Consider the following 16,340-nt stretch of genomic DNA (forward strand, 5'->3'; position numbering starts at 1 on the left):
ACTTGATCGTTGCGCGAGCGCCCCGTATGAAGCTTCTTGCCGGTAATGCCGATGCGGGCCGTGAGCGCAGCCTCGATATTCATGTGTACGTCTTCAAGTTGCACCGACCACTGAAAGGCGCCGGCGACAATGTCGGCGCGGATGGCTTCAAGGCCCTCAATGATTTGCGTTTTTTCGGCCTCGGTTAGCACGCCCACTTCCGCCAGCATAGTGGCGTGGGCAATGGAACCGTTAATGTCGTGGTGATACAGGCGCTGATCAAAGTTGACGGACGCGGTAAAGCGCTCCACGAAGGCGTCGGTGGCTTCACTGAAGCGACCGCCCCAGGGTTTGATGCTGTTGTCGTGACTCATTGGCGGGCCTGTATCGTTGTCTGTGGTGCAGTTGAGGAGCGCTCGAGGAGGTATATCAGCGAGCGCGTAAAACGGCGGGCATTATAGCGGCTTGCGCACAGAGGTGCGATTGAAAGCCGTATCGTCGCGCAATTATTCACCCTGATTAGTGGTCATTAGCTAGCGGTTGTGTTGCGCAGAGGTAAAAAGAACCCGTCGCGAATGGGGGTTATTGCACGCTTCCCGTGCTTCAATAAACTAACGGCCGCGACGCACGACGGACGCAATAATGATTAAAAGGATGCAACTGTGACCCAAGTCCAAGCCGCCGAACGCGACTACCTGCCCAACCTGTGCAGTGGGCCCTCTCTGCTGCGGTTGGTGATTATCGCAGAGCTGCTGGCATTGGTGCTGGTGCTCAACGACGGCGGCCTGCGCGGGTTCAACTGGATTGACCTGGCGTTGACGTCGCTGATGGTGCAATGGATTACGCTCGCCAGTGCGGCTGTCATTTGCCGTTTGCGCCCCTGGCTGGCCGGCGTTTCCCTGTGGCAGGCGGTGCTGGTGAGCTACCTGCTGGTGCTCGCCATGACCTTTGTGTTCACGCTGCTAGGGCAGTGGTTTTTTCTGGGTTACTGGTGGCAAGCGCAGCCTTTGGACTGGTCGGCCCTGGGTGCCGATCTGGTGGTGGCCGCAATATTTGCCGGTGTGGGCCTGCACTACTTTTATCTACAACAACAGCTTCAGCGCGGCGAGCGGGCCGAGCTGGAGGCGCGTATACAGGCGCTCCAGTCGCGCATACGGCCCCACTTTTTATTCAATGCCATGAACAGCATTGCCAGTTTGATCGCCATCGACGCGGCGCGCGCCGAGCGCATGGTGGAAGATTTAAGCGCGCTGTTTCGCGCCAGCCTGTCGGAGGCGACCCTGGTGCCGGTGGCGCAGGAACTGGCGCTGGCACGGCGCTATCTGGACATGGAGTCGGCGCGCTTGGGCGAGCGGCTGCAGGTGGCGTGGCGTTTGGGCGAGCTGCCGGAGCGCGCGTTGATGCCGAGCCTGTTATTGCAACCACTGCTGGAAAATGCGCTCTATCATGGAATTGGCGCACGTCGCGAAGGCGGCCTGCTTGAGATTGCACTTGAGGATTCTGATAATCGATTACTGTTGCTGGTGCGCAATCCGCTGGGACAATCGGAGCCCTCGCCGGGCAATGGCATGGCGCTGGTTAATATCCGCGATCGACTACAGGCGCACTATGGCACCACCGCCAGTTTTTCAGCGGGCGTGGAGGCCGAGCATTTTTGCGTCAGAATCAGCTACCCCCTGGACGCCTAAGGGCGAGCCAGTGTGGTAACCGCGAGCACAATCGGGAGAGAGAGATGGACCTGTTAATCGTAGACGACGAGCCCCTGGCGCGGGCGCGCCTTAGGCGTTTGGCGCAGGAGTTGGACGGCGTCGAAGTAGTCGCCGAAGCGGCGGACGGCGAAGCGGCGCTGGCGGCAATCGAACAGCACGACCCCTCGGTGGTGCTGTTGGATGTGCGCATGCCCGGTGACGATGGCATTGCCACCGCCAAGCGAATCGCAGAGATGGACCACGCGCCCGCCATTATCTTTTGTACCGCTTACGACCAGTATGCGCTGGATGCCTTTGGCACGGCCGCCGTTGGCTATTTGCTCAAACCGGTGCAGGCGGCGGATCTGAAACAAGCGCTGGAAAAGGCCGGCAAGCTCAACCGCTTGCAGCTGGCGACTGTGCAGGCGGGCGAGGCGGTGCCCGACGGACGCCAGCACATCAGCGCTAAAACCCGGCGCGGGGTAGAGTTAATTCCCCTGGCCGAGGTGCGCTTTTTTATTGCCGATCAGAAGTATGTCACTGTGCATCACACCGGTGGTGAAACCTTGATCGACGATACCCTCAAAGAATTAGAGCAGGAATTTCAGGGGCGCTTCATTCGCGTGCATCGCAACTCCCTGGTGTCGTTGGAACACATTTTGGCCATGGAGCGCGGCGTCGACGGGCATTTTAAGTTGCGCCTGGCGGATGTCGAGGTGAAGCCCGTGGTCAGCCGGCGCCACGTGCCGCAGCTCAAGGAGCTATTGGCCAAACTCTGAATGGGCTCTGGTATGATGGCGGCCCTTAAGATGCCGTTCAAACTACAGGATGCCCCATGACCGCTCGCCTTCGTATTGCCACCCGAACTTCCGCCCTGGCGCTTTGGCAGGCAAATGACGTCAAGGCCAAGCTGGAAGCGGCTCACCCATCGCTCGAGGTGACGCTGGTACCCATGGTTAGCAAAGGCGACAAAATTTTGGATGTTCCGCTCGCCAAAGTCGGCGGCAAGGGACTGTTTGTCAAAGAGCTGGAAACTGCACTGCTCGAGGGCGAGGCCGACATTGCCGTGCACTCCATGAAAGATGTGCCCATGGAATTTCCCGAGGGCCTCGGCCTGTCGGTGATCTGCCAGCGCGAAGACCCGCGCGATGCCTTTGTGTCGAACCAGTTTGGCAAAATTGCCGAGCTGCCCGCCGGCAGCGTGGTGGGCACCTCCAGTTTGCGCCGCCAGGCACAATTGCTGGCCCGCCGTCCGGATCTCGAAATCCGCTTTTTGCGCGGCAATGTGGGCACGCGGCTCGCCAAGCTGGACGCCGGCGAATACCAGGGCATCATCCTGGCGGCGGCGGGCCTGATTCGACTGGGTGAAAAAGACCGAATTCGGGAATATCTACTCACCGACGACTCCCTGCCCGCCGGTGGCCAGGGCGCAGTGGGCATCGAGTGCCGCACCGACGACCGCGCCGTTCAGGCCTTGATCGCACCGCTGCATCACTCCCTGTCGGCGCAACAGGTACTGGCGGAGCGCGCCATGAATCGGCGCTTGGAGGGCGGCTGCCAGGTGCCCATCGGCTGCTTTGCGGTACATCAAGAGGGCGGCCTGTGGTTGCGCGGCCTGGTGGCTAGCGTGGACGGCAAACAGGTATTGCGCGACGAACTGCGCGGCCCGGCGACGGAGGCCGAACAGCTGGGCGAACAGCTGGCCGAGCGCCTGCTGGCCCAGGGCGCCGATAAAATTCTAGCGGATGTCTACGCGCACTCATGAAGCCGCGCCTCTGGCTAACCCGTCCGGCGCAGCAGGCGTCTGAGACTGAGCGCCGATTTGCCGCCCTAGGATTTGCGGTGGTGTCGGTGCCGGTACTGGAGATTGTGCCGCTCGTGGAAGCCGAACAGATGCACGCCGCGCGCGCGCGGATACTCGATTTTGATCGCTACGATTTCGCGATATTTGTCAGCCAAAATGCCGTTGCTTACGGCGCCGCGCTGCTGGATGACTATTGGCCACAATTGCCCCTGCACAGTCGTTTTCTCGCAGTGGGCCAGGCCACGGCTCAGGCCTTGGTCGACGCCGGTTTGCCGGTAGTCAGTGAGTTGCCGCTCAGCAGCGCTATGAACAGCGAAGCCTTGCTCACGCTACCGGAGCTGGCCCACATGGAGAACCAGCAGGTACTGATACTGCGCGGCCTGGGCGGGCGCGATCATTTGGCCCGCAGCTTGCGCGCGCGCGGCGCACGGGTAGACTACTGTGAACTTTATCGGCGCCAGTGTCCGGCACAGGCGCCGGCGCGGGTTGCCGATGCGCTGGCCTTGGGTGCTGCCTGGCTCAGTGCCCACAGCGGCGAGTCGCTGCACAATGTGCACGCGTTATTACAGGCCCAGGCGCCCTCGGGCGAATGGCTGCGGTGGCCGCTGCTGGTGCCCGGTGAACGCGTTGCCGCGCTGGCGGGCGAGTTGGGATTTCAGCAGGTACTAACGGCTGACAACGCCACCGATCAGGCCATGGTGGCGCGTCTGCAACAGGCACTGACCGAGCCCTGACAAAAGCGGCTGGCGCGCACGCTATCGACCCGAGATTACGGCCTAAACACACAACCGATTCACAACGACAGAGGCACACCTGTGGCGCAAACCGAACAAGACAGCAAGCCCGTTCCGACCCCCAACGAAGCGGCCCCCCTGCAGGTATCCGGTGCGGTGGCCCCGTCTGCACCAGGTCGCACACGCGCCGTGGCCGCGTGGCTAGTGTTGGTGTTGATTGCGCTGTTAACGGCGGGGGGCGGTTATCTGTTGTGGTTGCAGATAGACGCGCAAGGCGCGCGGGTTGACGAGCTGGCGACTGCGGCCCAGGAGCAGCGCAACGAGCAGCGGCAATTGGCGGCAGAGCTGGCCAACAGTCTCGCGCGTTTTGAGCAAACCCAGGCCGGCAACCAGGCGGCCTTTGCGGATTTTGTGGGTAAGGTTGAGTCCCAGCTCAACGCGCAGGGACGGCAATTGGCACAAATGACCGCCGCCAGTCGCACCCAGTTTTTACTGAGCGAGGCCCAATTTCTGGTGCGCCAGGCGAGCCAGCGGCTGCAGCTAGAGCGCGCGCCCGCCAGCGCCATCGGGCTGTTCCAATTGGCCGATCAACTGCTGGCCAAAGTCGAAGCAGAGTTGGGCAACCCCGCGGCACTCCTGGATGCGCGCAAGCAACTGGCGCGCGATCTGGGCCAGCTGCAAAACCTGCAGGCCGTGGACTATACCGGTGTATTTTTTGCCATCGATAGTATCCTTACCCAAGTGGATAACCTGGCCTTGGCGCAACCGCCGCGCGAGTTTGCCAATGAGGAAGTCGAGCCCGCAGTGATCCACAAAAACCCGCACACCCTGTGGGCCAAAATTACCGTGGGTTGGCGCAACTTCACCCGCGAGCTGGCCAGTTATGTGCGCGTGCGACGCTTGGAGGAGCCCGTTGAACCGCTGCTGTCGCCCGACCAGGAAACCCGCGTGCGGGAAAACCTGAAGTTGAAACTGCAGGTGGCGCAGCTGGCGCTGTTGCGCGCCGACGGCAAACTCTACGGCGACAATCTCACATTGGCGCACCAATGGCTGGCGGAATATTTTCCGGTGTCCATTGAACGCAACCACATGATGGAGCAGCTCGAAGCACTGGCCGCGCGCTCGGTTAATAGCGAGTTGCCCGACATTTCCGCTACGGCTCGCAGCCTGGACCAATTTATCAACCAGTACCGCAACGCGCTGGGGGTGCACCCGTGAAGCGCTTGATTCTGCTCATCGCCATCGCCCTGTTGGCGGGCGGATTGCTGATCAGCGAGCTGGCCAAAGACAGCGGCTACCTGTTGGTGTCGCTGTACGGTTATAGCCTGGAAACCAGCGTTTGGTTTGCCATTTTAGCGCTGCTGATTTTTGGCCTAATGGCGTGGATTGTGCTGCGCGCGCTGTTCACCGTGATACGCGCGTTTTTGGGTGTGACCCACTACGTGATACACGGCAGCGAAGAGCGCAATCGCAATCAACTGGCCGACGGCCTGGTAGATTTTATGGAGGGCAACTGGAAGCTGGCGCGTAAAAAGCTGCTTAAATCCGCCGACCGCTCCATTGTGCCGGTCATTAATTATTTGGCCGCCGCGCGCTCGGCTTACGAGTTAGGCGAGCGGGACGAAGCGCAAAAATTACTCGCAAAAGCCGAGCAGGTGGGGCCACAGTTTGAATTGGCCACCGCGCTGGCTCAGGCGCGTATTGAATTGATGGACCAGCGCTACGAGCAGTGCCTGGCGGCCCTTGAGCGAGTGCGTCACAAGGCGCCGCACCACCCGGTGGTGCTGGATATTTTGCGGCAGTCCTACGTGGCGTTGGAAGACTGGACCTCGCTGCAAAAATTATTGCCCCTGTTGAAAAAACACAAACCACTGGCCGAGCAAACACTGCACGAATTGGAACGGCGCTGTCAGGTTTTTCAACTTAAGCAGGCCATTGAGCAGGCGCGCGGCGACAACGTAAGCGATGCCCTGCACAAAACCTGGCAGCAGTTCGACAGCAAAACCCAGCGCGACCCGGAGTTGCTGTTGGCCTACACCGAACTGTTAGTGGCCCACGTTAGCGAGGCCGAGGCGGAGGCGCTGCTGCGCAAAAGCTTGCAAAAAAGCTGGGACGATCGACTGCTCGATGCCTATGGGCGTCTGTGCGGGGAAGATGTCGCGCGCCAGTTACTTGTGGCCGAAGGTTGGCTAAAAGAGCGGCCGCGCAACGCCACATTGTTGTTGGCCCTGGGGCGCTTGTCGTTGCGCAACCAGCTGTGGGGCAAGGCGCGCGAATACTTTGAGTCCAGCCTGCGCATCAGCGCGGCACCGGAAACCTATGCGGAGCTGGCGCGTTTGATGGCGGCGCTGGGCGAGCATCAATTAAGTACGGGCTACTACCAACAGGGTTTGAAAATGATCGCGCACAATCTGCCCGAACTGCCTGTGCCCGATAGCAGCACCAAATTTGGGCAGACGTTAGCGACTCAGTAACCCGCGCGCGACCCCGTCTTGTCAGGCGGGGTCAACGCCACTAAGATGCCCAAAAACGAAAGAAAACGCGCACGACCCCGCGCTTGCCCGGCGCACTTCACTGTTATTCACCTAACGATAAACGGGAATTATCATGCGTTTTCCAACACTGTTGCTCACGCCAATGCTGGTGCTGGCACTCGGTTGCACACCCGAACCCTCAAATCTCACAGCTGCAGCGCCGTCGCGCACCCTGGCCCAGGGTAATCTCACACTAACCGTCGACCCCGCCGCTGGCGGTCGCATTCAGTCGCTCTCGTTTCACGGGCGCGAGTTGCTGGCCCAGGCCAGTGCCAAAGACCGCGCCAACTGGGGCTCTACCTTGTGGGTTAGCCCGCAACAGCACTGGGGCTGGCCGCCGCCCGACAGCTTCGACAACCTACCCTATCAGATCACCCAAACCGGTGTGGCAGAGCTGCAGTTAAGCGGCCCAGTCGACAGCGAAAAAACCGGCCTGCGGCTGCATAAATCGCTGGCACTGCCCGGTGGCGATCGGGTGCTATTGGATTACCGCTTGGAAAATCCGGGCGACACAGTGGTGACCGCTGCGGCCTGGGAAGTGACCCGCGTGCCCATCGAAGGGCTGGTGGTGTTTGCGCGCGAGGCGGACCCGCTCTGGTGGAGCTTTGGCGGTTTTGCAGTGGAGCAGTTTGGCGATCTGGTGTGGCTGGACGCCAGCGAGCCGCTTGCGGAGGGTAAGTTGAATGCCAACGGCCGCGGCTGGTTGGCGTGGGTGACGGGTCGTCAAATGTATATTAAACGGTTTGGCGATCTCAGCGCCGATCAACAAGCGCCCAAGGAAGCGGAGGTGCAACTTTACGTCAGCCCAAGGGGCTACATGGAGCTGGAGGCGCAAGGTGCCTATCAGGCCATAGCCGCGGGCGAGTCGGTGCATTTCCAGACGGAGTGGCAGCTGGTTACCCTGCCGTCTGATGTAGAGGTGGGGGTGGATTCCCCATCGCTGCAAACACTGCTGCAATCGCTCGGGTTGTCGCTCTAATTGTGTGCGGCGCTAGTGTTGCCGTTTGAGCAGCGTTAGCCCGAACAGTAAGCTGGCCCCAAGTACCACACTGGGGCCGGCGGGTGTATCTAAATAGTAAGAACTCACTAACCCCAGGGTGACCGCCACTAGACCCAGGCCGCTGGCGGTGATGGCCATGGATTCTGGGGTGCGACTCAAGCGCCGCGCAGCGGCGGCGGGAATGATCAGCAGCGCGGTAATCAACAGAACGCCCACCACCTTCATGGCAATGGCAATCACCAGCGCCATGGCCAGCATCAATAGCATGCGCACCGCCTCCACCCGGACGCCCTCCACCCGGGCCAGCTCCTCGTGCACCGTCAGGGCTATCAGCGCCTGCCAGAAGTACCCGATCAGGCCGAGCACCAGCAGCGCGACAAGGGCGATGGTCGCCACATCTGTGCCGCTGGCCGTCAGTAAGTCGCCAAACAGGTAGGCCATAAGATCTACCCGGGTATCGCCGAATAAGCTGATGCTAACCAGACCGAGCGCCAGGGTGGTGTGCGAAAGTATGCCCAGCAGGGTGTCGGTGGCCAGTACGCGGGTTTGCTGGAGCAGTACCAGAGCCATGGCCAAAATCAGGCAGCCCAGCGTTACTGCCAAATTGATATTGATGTCGAGCAATAGCCCGAAGACCACGCCCAGTAGCGCCGAGTGCGCCAGGGTGTCACCGAAATAGGCCATGCGCCGCCACACGGCGAAGCTGCCCAGAGGGCCGGCCACCACAGCCACGGCCGCACCGGCCAGCCAGGCGTGCAAGATGAAGTCAGGCATGGGGCGTCTCCTGTTGGCCGGTGGCCGGCTGGCTGGGGCAGTCCTCCAGGGGCAAGCTGTGGTCGTGATCGCACACCACATCCCCGTGCAAATTGTGTTTGTGGTCGTGGTGGTGGGTGTACACCGCCAGCGTTTGCGCAGCCTTGGCACCAAACAGCTCCAGGTAGGCGGGGTGACTGGTGACGCTCTCCGGGTGCCCCTGGCAGCAGACATGCTGGTTTAGGCACACCACCTCGTCGGTGTGTGCCATTACCAGATGCAGGTCGTGAGACACCATCAGCACCCCACAGCCGCGGGAGCCGCGAATGTCGTTGATTAAATTGTAGAGCGCGATCTGGCCGTTGACGTCTACGCCTTGCACCGGCTCGTCTAACACCAGCAGCTGCGGTTCGCGCGCCAGCGCGCGGGTCAGGAGCACGCGCTGCATTTCGCCGCCCGACAATCGCTGCATGGGGCTGGCGAGCAGGTGGTCGATGCCGGTGAGCGCCAGCGCCGCCTGCAACTGTGCGCGGCTAGCGCCTCCCAGCGTCAGAAAGCGTTGGGTCGTCAGGGGCAGCGAGGCGTCGATATGGAGCTTTTGTGGCATATAGCCAACGCGCAGCTTGGGCTGGCGCCACAGGCTGCCCGAACTGGGTTTTTGCAAACCCAGTAACACCCGTACCAGGCTGGTTTTGCCGGCGCCATTTGGGCCGATCAGAGTGGTGATTTTACCGGCCTCCAGCGCCAAGTTTACCGACGATAAGAGGGTGCGCTCGCCGAGCGATAGACTCAGGTTGCGCGCTTCTACCAAACAGCTCACGGGTTTTCCTTTTGGGGTTGGCAGTTCGGGCACAGGCCCGATAGTTCCAGGGTTTGTTGCTCAATGTGAAAGCCCACGGATTGGGCCAGGGCTTGAATGGGGGCTCTGACACTGGCTTCGTTCAGCTCCAGTGCAACGCCGCACTGGCGGCAGATAACAAACTGGCCGGCGTGGCCGGTGCCGGGACAGGCGCAGCCAATAAAGGCGTTCAAACTGTTGAGCCGATGAATCAGTTGGTGCTCCAGCAAAAATTCTAGCGCCCGGTACACCGTGGGCGGCGCCACCTGTTTACCTGTGTGATCGGCCAATTGCTCCAGCAGTTGATAGGCGCCCACGGGCTTGTGGTTCTGCCAGATGAGTCGCAGTACCAACTCTCGCTGGCGAGTGAACCGAAGGCCTTCGCGCTCGGCCAGTTGGCGGGCATTGGCCAGGGCATCGCTGATGCAGTGCTGGTGATTGTGATGGCGAAATGCCAGGGGATCGGTGGCCATGGGTCTGGGCTGAAACGCTAAGTTTTGATATGTTATCATATAACATTTTGAGGTGATGGGTGCAGGGCGCAATGGTTCGGTTGTTAATGGTGGCGGCGTTATTGTTGGCGGCGACACCCGCGTACGCTGTGCGTCTTGTGGTGTCTATTGAGCCGCTGGCCATGTTGGCGGAACCCCTGCTAGATGAAGGCGACACCCTGACGGTGCTGTTGCCACCCAACCGTTCACCTCACCACTATGCCTTGCGGGCGTCCGACATGCGGGCTTTGCAGACCGCTGATCTGGTGCTGTGGGTGGGCCCTGAACTGGAGCAGTTTTTGGCTAAACCCCTGGCGCGGCACCCGGCGGCACAGCCTTTGTCGCAGCTGCCCGATCTGCATTGGGTCATAGCGGCCCAGGGCGATGGTCACCACCATGGCAGTGAGCGGGACCCGCACTTGTGGCTGAACCCGGACAATGGCGCGCAAATCACTCGCTGGCTGGCGGCGCAACTGATCGCGCTCACGCCCGAGCGGGCAGAGCAAATCAATCGGCGCTTGGTGGAAACCTTGGCGCGCCTGGATCGGTTGACAGCGGTGCTGGAGGCGCAATTGGCACCGCTGGCGGGCCAGTCCTATATCGCTTATCACCCGGCCTATGGGCATTGGAATCAGCGCTTCAATTTAGTGCAGCGCGAGACTGTGGCACTCACGCCCGAGCAAAAGCCGGGCGCCCGGCACCTGGTTGAACTTCGGGCATTGGCCTCAGAGGTGAACTGCCTGGTGACCGAGGCTTTCTACGACAGCGGGGCCAGCACCCAGCTGGCGGCGCAGTTAGGATTGCCGCAGGTGGTGGCTGACCCGATGGGGGCGGCGGTGGCCAAGGGCAGCTACCGCTATGAGCAGCTGCTAAAAGCGCTGTTGGTAGCCTTCAACAGCTGCCTGGCCAAACCCCAGGCATAAAAAAGGCCGGGGCAAAGCCACCGGCCAAATCAGCGATGTAAAGCAAACTGGTCAACAAAACCCGGTAGCCCGGGCAGCTACTGCAAGCGTTGGTTACTGGGCTTCAGCCTGTTCGCGCAAACGCTTTGAAATCTTCTCTTCCAGATCGGCATTGATGCTGTTACCGATACTCAGGGTGACATTGGTCAATGCATTCAATTGTGTTGTATTGGCATTTTTCTCGACAGATTCAGCGGTCCAGCTGGCATCCGCACCGGTGGCCGCGACAGCGGCAGCCACGTTGGATTGCGGTGCAGCAAGGCTTGCTTGAGCGGTCAATGCTAACAACAGAAAACCAAGCTTTTTCATGATGTGGCCCTCCGTTAAGGGGTTGAAGTGTTACCGGCCTTGGTTGCCGACAACACAGAAATTCGGTGGCAATAAACGACTGCCTTTCAATTGTTACGCATGGTAACAATTGTCTAAAGATTAGGCTATCTTTTTTTCAGATTTATGACAAACAAACCTTAGAAGTGTGTGCTAAGCCTAAGTTTTTAGCGGGATTTGTCTTTTATTGGGCAAATTTTGAGCGATATGGGTTTGGTAACACCGTCGGTAACACTTCCGTACCGGTACACGGGTGTTACCGACGGCGGCCAGCGGCGCGGGCGAATGGTGTATCCTTGCGCCTTTGTTCACGCCAACGGAATTGCTATGTCTACCCCGGTTGTCCTCGTCGACGGTTCTTCGTATCTCTATCGCGCTTTCCATGCACTGCCGCCCCTGACCAACAGCAAGGGCAATCCCACCGGTGCGGTTAAAGGGGTGATCAACATGATCCGCCGATTGCAAAAAGATTACCCCCAGAGCCCGGTCGTGGTGATCTTCGATGCCAAGGGTAAAACCTTCCGCGACGATATCTATGCCGACTACAAGGCTCAGCGCCCGCCCATGCCCGACGACTTGCGGCCGCAGGTGCAACCTATTCACGATATCGTGCAGGCTATGGGGTTGCCGCTACTGGTGATTGACGGCGTTGAGGCCGACGACGTGATCGGAACCTATTGCGCCCAGGCAAAAGCCGCCGGCCTACCGGTGGTGGTTTCCACCGGCGACAAAGATATGGCGCAGCTGGTGAACGATCATGTCACCCTGGTAAATACCATGACCAATACCGTCATGGACCCGGCGGGTGTCGAGGAAAAATTTGGGCTGCCGCCCTCGCTTATCATCGACTATCTCGCTTTGATGGGCGACAAGGTGGATAACATCCCCGGCGTGCCGGGGGTGGGGGAGAAAACCGCCCTGGCACTATTGCAGGGATTGGGTGGCCTCGACAGTATTTATGCCAATCTCGACAGGGTGGCCGAGCTGACATTTCGGGGTGCCAAAACTATGGCTGCCAAGCTCGAAGCAAATAAAGCACAGGCCTATCTGTCGTACGAGCTGGCCACCATCAAGCTGGACGTAGAATTACCTCAAACCCTGTCTGAGTTGGCCAACGGCGAACCGGACAAGGCCCGTTTGCTGGCGCTGTTTCAAGAGCTGGAATTCAAGACCTGGGTGAACGAGCTGCAGTCGGATGCGGCCGTTGCGCCCAGTATGGTCGACGGCCAGGGCGACAGCGGCGACCAGGAGGTGCCCGATGCAGGCCCGGTTGCGCGCGATTATGAAACCCTGTTGACCGAGGCCGATTTTAATCGGTGGCTGGCTGTGCTGAAGGCGGCGCCGCTGATCGCGTTCGATACGGAAACCACCAGCCTGGATTATATGGCCGCCGAGATTGTGGGTGTTTCCTTTGCGGTGGCACCGGGCAAAGCGGCCTATGTGCCGGTGGCACACGACTACCTGGAGGCTCCAACCCAGCTGGCGCGCGACTGGGTGCTGGCGCAGTTGAAGCCGCTCTTGGAGGCCGAGCAGCCCGCCAAGGTGGGGCAAAACTTAAAGTACGACGCCAGTGTGCTGGCCAACTACGGTATTGCGCTGCGCGGTATCGCCTTCGATACGATGCTGGAATCCTATGTGCTCAATGCCACGGCCACGCGTCACGACATGGACAGCCTGGCCAGCTTTTACCTGAATGAATCCACGGTGAAATTTGAAGACATTGCCGGCAAAGGCGCCAAACAGCTTACCTTTAATCAAATTGCTCTGGAGCAGGCGGCGCCCTATGCCGCCGAAGACGCCGACATTACCCTGCGACTACACCAACACCTGGCGCCTCAAGTGGCCTCGGTGCCGAGTTTGCAAACCGTACTCGACACTATCGAAATGCCGCTGGTGCCCGTGCTGTCGGCCGTGGAGCGCACTGGCGCGCTGGTGGATGCCAAGCGGCTCGGGGAGCAGAGTGTCGAGTTGGGCAATCGCCTGGTAGAGCTAGAGCGCGAGGCCTACGACATAGCCGGCGAGCCCTTTAATCTGTCCTCGCCCAAGCAGCTGGGAGCTATTTTGTTTGAAAAGCTGAATCTGCCCGTGCTAAAGAAAACCCCGAAGGGCGCGCCGTCTACCGCAGAAGAGGTTTTGCAGGAATTGGCACTGGATTACCCGCTGCCCAAAATCCTGATGGAATACCGCGGCCTGTCCAAGCTGAAAAGCACCTATACCGACAAGCTGCCGCAGATGATCAATCCCCACACCGGGCGTATCCACACGTCTTACCACCAGGCGGTTACCGCCACCGGTCGGCTGTCGTCGTCCGACCCGAATCTACAGAATATTCCAATTCGCACCGAAGAGGGTCGCCGTATTCGACAGGCTTTCGTGGCACCTTCGGGCTATAAGCTGGTGGCGGCAGATTACTCGCAGATTGAGCTGCGCATCATGGCGCATTTGTCCGACGACAAGGGGCTGCTAGAGGCCTTTGGTCAGGGCCTGGACGTCCACAAGGCCACCGCGGCCGAGGTCTTTGGCGTGCCGTTGGAGGGCGTCAGCGCCGATATGCGGCGCAGCGCCAAGGCCATCAACTTTGGGCTGATTTACGGCATGTCGGCCTTTGGCCTGGCGCGCCAACTGCACATAGGCCGCCACGAGGCCCAGCAGTACATCGATACCTATTTCGAGCGCTACCCGGGTGTGGCCCGCTACATGGATGAAACTCGCCGGCTGGCCCACGAACAGGGCTATGTGGAAACCCTGTTCGGGCGCCGCCTGTACCTGCCTGAAATTAACGATCGCAATAAGATGCGCTAGCAGGCGGCCGAGCGCACCGCCATCAACGCACCCATGCAAGGTAGTGCCGCCGACATTATCAAGCGCGCCATGATCGATGTGCACCACTGGCTGGCTACCGACGCGGCTCCCGATGCGCGCATCATCATGCAGGTGCACGATGAATTGGTGCTAGAGGTAGCCGAAGCCGATGTGGCGGCCCTGTCGGCGGCCCTGTGCGAACGCATGGCGGCGGCCGCCACACTCAAAGTGCCCCTGTTGGTGGAGGCCGGTGTGGGCGACAACTGGGATCAGGCTCACTGATCGAAAATTAATTTGAACTTTCTAGGCGAGGGCTAGTCTCAGATACCAGTACCATGTGATGTTTTGCTCTCCCTTGGATTCCTTTGATTAAATGAATCTTTAACCCCGCCCTTAAAGCGGGGTTTTTTTATGGCCGCGAACCAAACGGCGGGCAGAGTGGGAGCCAGGGTACCAATTGCAGAGTCAGAGATTCTGAGCAGGGCATTTTGCCCTTTGGCTCGCTGCCGTGCGCGATTGCACTGGCTGCGCTGCCATGGACATATTTCAGTGGCGCCTAAGGAGCAATACTGACCGACCAAATACAATTGACAATCATTCTCATTTGTATATATTGGGGTCTCCTTAAGGAGCGAGCGAGGTGGAACCATGAATGCGAGTATCAGTGGCGTACGCGCCGTCGTTGTCAGACAGCCAGCTGAAGCCAAGGCGCGGATTGCCAGTGCCGAATTGTTAGCGGGGCAGTCGATGATTGTGATCGAGCACGCCGGCCAGGATTACTTCCTGCGCCAGACCAAGGCAGGCAAGTTAATTTTGACGAAATAAATCCCCCCATTGCGCGACCTGTAGCACCCCCTGCACACCTTACAGGTCGCGACATAGGGCTCTCGGGGCCCAGCCAGCACTGCTCTCTCGTGCCCAGCCAAACCCGACCCACCGCTGATCGTGCCAACCTTTCCGTTCAACGTAAACTAACGTAAAGACCGAAACTTACCCGCGCGGCTGTACTCCAATCAATGCTGGCCAGGGTTCCCCAAGCCCAGTCAGCGCGGCGGCTTCGGAACCCCAATAACGGAGCTGCCTTTTCAAACCCGGCCCCACAGCGCCGGGTTTTTTTATGCTCGCTGCTGCCGTGCGGTAGGTACCCCAACGGCTGGATTGAAAAGATAGCGGGTGGCAGACAGCGTCAGGGCTTAGGCGCCTGGCGCTTGCTGATCTCTGCTACGGCCTTCGGTAAACCAGCGGTTCAACACGTCGTTCAGTTCAGGCAGACCGGTTTTCTTTAACGAAGAAAACAGTTGCGCACTGACCAGGTCGTCGGCTTTGGCCGCCTTCAGGTGTTTGCGCACGTCCAGCAGCGTGGCCTGGGCCGGGCCTTTTTTCAATTTGTCGGCCTTGGTGAGCAAAATATGCACGGGCATTTCGGCTTCCACCGCCCAGTTGATCATGGTGGTGTCGAACTCCTGGAACGGGTGGCGCACGTCCATCATCAATACCATGCCGGCAAGGGTTTGACGTTCCTGCAGGTACTCGGCCATGTGTTTATCCCACTCGCGTTTCATAGCCAAGGGTACCTTGGCATAGCCATAGCCTGGCAGATCCACCAGTCTGAGCTGGTCCGAACCTAGCGAAAAATAGTTGATCATCTGCGTGCGACCCGGTGTTTTACTGGTGCGCGCCAGCTTGCCGTTGTTGGTCAAGGTATTGATGGCGGAGGATTTCCCGGCATTGGAGCGGCCGGCAAAACAAACTTCCACGCCGGTTTCGGGTGGGCATTGGGCCAGTGAAGGCGCACTAATCAGGTAGCGCGCCAGATTGAAATTGATTTGATCTGCCATGGAAATCCGTAAAATTGGTGTGTTATCAGACGGTTAGTATATAATGCCGGCCCAGTAGCCGCCCGCCATTTGGGTGGCGATTGTAGCCCGTGAATATCGGCACGGCTAACGCAGTGTTCAACTAATAAGCAAATCAAACGGATTAATCACATGAATAAGCTGATTAAGCAGGTTGTAGCGATGCTGGGCCTAGCGGCCATTTCTCAGTTAGCCTTAGCGGGCGATGCCAAAAATGGCGAAACCCTGTCTGCCGCCTGTGGCGCCTGTCACGGTGCCGACGGCAATAGCCCAGCCCCCAACTTCCCCAAACTGGCCGGTTTGGGCGAAAAATACCTGCTCAAGCAGCTTGAAGACATCAAGTCGGGCGCGCGCGTCGTACCCGAGATGGCGGGCCAGCTGGATAATCTCTCCAGTGAAGAAATGGCCGATATCGCCGCCTATTTCGATAGCCAAACGCTGCAATTGTCGGGCTCCAAAAAGGACCAGGAAGTGCAACTTAACAGCGGCGTGAAGGTGAACAGCTTGGCGCTGGGCCAGCAGACCTACCGCGCCGGCAATCTGGAAACCAAGGTGCCGGCCTGTTTGGGTTG

Annotated in this window: 16 protein-coding genes and 1 pseudogene; 11 read left to right on the top strand and 6 right to left on the bottom strand. The window is 59.6% G+C overall.

Annotated elements, in window-relative coordinates:
• A partial coding sequence (locus tag ACW8F6_RS17490) for a lyase family protein (protein ID WP_491577175.1) occupies positions 1–353 on the bottom strand: 353 nt, incomplete at its 3' end.
• A gap of 288 nt (positions 354–641) precedes the next feature.
• Between ACW8F6_RS17490 and ACW8F6_RS17495 the strand changes: the two genes are divergently transcribed.
• From ACW8F6_RS17495 to ACW8F6_RS17525, 7 genes are all read left to right on the top strand, one after another.
• The gene (locus ACW8F6_RS17495; RefSeq protein ID WP_491577176.1) at positions 642–1,667 is read left to right on the top strand and encodes a sensor histidine kinase; all 1,026 of its coding nucleotides are present in this window, start codon (positions 642–644) and stop codon (positions 1,665–1,667) included.
• A 44-nt stretch (positions 1,668–1,711) separates the two neighbouring features.
• Entirely contained in the window at positions 1,712–2,446 is a 735-nt protein-coding gene (locus tag ACW8F6_RS17500; protein ID WP_491577177.1) for a LytR/AlgR family response regulator transcription factor, read from the top strand.
• A gap of 56 nt (positions 2,447–2,502) precedes the next feature.
• Complete coding sequence (gene hemC / locus ACW8F6_RS17505; protein ID WP_491577178.1) at positions 2,503–3,432, top strand: hydroxymethylbilane synthase; 930 nt, start codon at positions 2,503–2,505, stop codon at positions 3,430–3,432.
• Positions 3,429–4,205, top strand: coding sequence for a uroporphyrinogen-III synthase (locus tag ACW8F6_RS17510; protein WP_491577179.1), 777 nt, complete (start codon positions 3,429–3,431; stop codon positions 4,203–4,205). Before hemC ends, ACW8F6_RS17510 begins: the two co-directional genes overlap by 4 nt.
• 81 nt (positions 4,206–4,286) lie before the next feature.
• The gene (locus ACW8F6_RS17515) at positions 4,287–5,423 is read left to right on the top strand and encodes a uroporphyrinogen-III C-methyltransferase (RefSeq protein WP_491577180.1); all 1,137 of its coding nucleotides are present in this window, start codon (positions 4,287–4,289) and stop codon (positions 5,421–5,423) included.
• Positions 5,420–6,679: a heme biosynthesis HemY N-terminal domain-containing protein gene (locus ACW8F6_RS17520; protein WP_491577181.1), complete on the top strand. Its 1,260-nt coding sequence runs from the start codon at positions 5,420–5,422 to the stop codon at positions 6,677–6,679. The genes ACW8F6_RS17515 and ACW8F6_RS17520 overlap by 4 nt, the downstream gene beginning before the upstream one ends.
• A gap of 133 nt (positions 6,680–6,812) precedes the next feature.
• The gene (locus tag ACW8F6_RS17525; protein ID WP_491577182.1) at positions 6,813–7,718 is read left to right on the top strand and encodes a hypothetical protein; all 906 of its coding nucleotides are present in this window, start codon (positions 6,813–6,815) and stop codon (positions 7,716–7,718) included.
• 12 nt (positions 7,719–7,730) lie between these two features.
• Here the strand turns inward: ACW8F6_RS17525 and znuB are convergent, their stop codons facing one another.
• Genes znuB through ACW8F6_RS17540 form a run of 3 tightly spaced genes read right to left on the bottom strand, consistent with a single transcriptional unit; the run spans position 7,731 to position 9,842 of the window.
• Complete coding sequence (gene znuB, locus ACW8F6_RS17530) at positions 7,731–8,513, bottom strand: zinc ABC transporter permease subunit ZnuB (protein WP_491577183.1); 783 nt, start codon at positions 8,511–8,513, stop codon at positions 7,731–7,733.
• Complete coding sequence (znuC, locus tag ACW8F6_RS17535) at positions 8,506–9,303, bottom strand: zinc ABC transporter ATP-binding protein ZnuC (RefSeq protein WP_491577190.1); 798 nt, start codon at positions 9,301–9,303, stop codon at positions 8,506–8,508. The genes znuB and znuC overlap by 8 nt, the downstream gene beginning before the upstream one ends.
• 5 nt (positions 9,304–9,308) lie before the next feature.
• Positions 9,309–9,842, bottom strand: coding sequence for a Fur family transcriptional regulator (locus ACW8F6_RS17540; RefSeq protein WP_491577184.1), 534 nt, complete (start codon positions 9,840–9,842; stop codon positions 9,309–9,311).
• Between the two features lie 32 nt (positions 9,843–9,874).
• On the opposite strand from ACW8F6_RS17540, the gene ACW8F6_RS17545 reads away from it, so the two are divergent.
• A complete protein-coding gene (locus ACW8F6_RS17545; protein WP_491577185.1) occupies positions 9,875–10,744 on the top strand; it encodes a metal ABC transporter solute-binding protein, Zn/Mn family in 870 nt (289 codons plus the stop codon).
• 93 nt (positions 10,745–10,837) lie between these two features.
• Here ACW8F6_RS17545 and ACW8F6_RS17550 read toward each other — a convergent pair whose 3' ends face one another.
• Positions 10,838–11,092, bottom strand: a complete 255-nt coding sequence (locus ACW8F6_RS17550; RefSeq protein WP_491577186.1) for a hypothetical protein — start codon at positions 11,090–11,092, stop codon at positions 10,838–10,840.
• 345 nt (positions 11,093–11,437) lie between these two features.
• Between ACW8F6_RS17550 and polA the strand changes: the two are divergent.
• Together polA and hemP are read left to right on the top strand one after the other, a co-directional pair.
• Positions 11,438–14,194 (top strand): annotated as a pseudogene (polA, locus tag ACW8F6_RS17555) (DNA polymerase I).
• Between the two features lie 366 nt (positions 14,195–14,560).
• On the top strand, positions 14,561–14,737 hold the full coding sequence (gene hemP, locus ACW8F6_RS17560) for a hemin uptake protein HemP (protein ID WP_491577187.1): 177 nt from the start codon (positions 14,561–14,563) through the stop codon (positions 14,735–14,737).
• Between the two features lie 368 nt (positions 14,738–15,105).
• Here hemP and yihA read toward each other — a convergent pair whose 3' ends face one another.
• Complete coding sequence (gene yihA / locus ACW8F6_RS17565; protein WP_491577188.1) at positions 15,106–15,750, bottom strand: ribosome biogenesis GTP-binding protein YihA/YsxC; 645 nt, start codon at positions 15,748–15,750, stop codon at positions 15,106–15,108.
• 150 nt (positions 15,751–15,900) lie between these two features.
• Between yihA and ACW8F6_RS17570 the strand changes: the two genes are divergently transcribed.
• On the top strand, positions 15,901–16,340 hold a 440-nt coding region (locus ACW8F6_RS17570), incomplete at its 3' end, for a c-type cytochrome (RefSeq protein WP_491577189.1).

It is taken from the genome of Simiduia sp., from assembly GCF_058345725.1.

Coding starts and splice junctions, on each gene's coding strand:
- ACW8F6_RS17500 (WP_491577177.1), top strand. CDS start 1,712: ATGGACCTGTTAATCGTAGACGACGAGCCCCTGGCGCGGGCGCGCCTT.
- hemC (WP_491577178.1), top strand. CDS start 2,503: ATGACCGCTCGCCTTCGTATTGCCACCCGAACTTCCGCCCTGGCGCTT.
- ACW8F6_RS17510 (WP_491577179.1), top strand. CDS start 3,429: ATGAAGCCGCGCCTCTGGCTAACCCGTCCGGCGCAGCAGGCGTCTGAG.
- ACW8F6_RS17525 (WP_491577182.1), top strand. CDS start 6,813: ATGCGTTTTCCAACACTGTTGCTCACGCCAATGCTGGTGCTGGCACTC.
- znuB (WP_491577183.1), bottom strand. CDS start 8,513: ATGCCTGACTTCATCTTGCACGCCTGGCTGGCCGGTGCGGCCGTGGCT.
- ACW8F6_RS17540 (WP_491577184.1), bottom strand. CDS start 9,842: ATGATAACATATCAAAACTTAGCGTTTCAGCCCAGACCCATGGCCACC.
- ACW8F6_RS17545 (WP_491577185.1), top strand. CDS start 9,875: ATGGTTCGGTTGTTAATGGTGGCGGCGTTATTGTTGGCGGCGACACCC.
- ACW8F6_RS17550 (WP_491577186.1), bottom strand. CDS start 11,092: ATGAAAAAGCTTGGTTTTCTGTTGTTAGCATTGACCGCTCAAGCAAGC.
- hemP (WP_491577187.1), top strand. CDS start 14,561: ATGAATGCGAGTATCAGTGGCGTACGCGCCGTCGTTGTCAGACAGCCA.
- yihA (WP_491577188.1), bottom strand. CDS start 15,750: ATGGCAGATCAAATCAATTTCAATCTGGCGCGCTACCTGATTAGTGCG.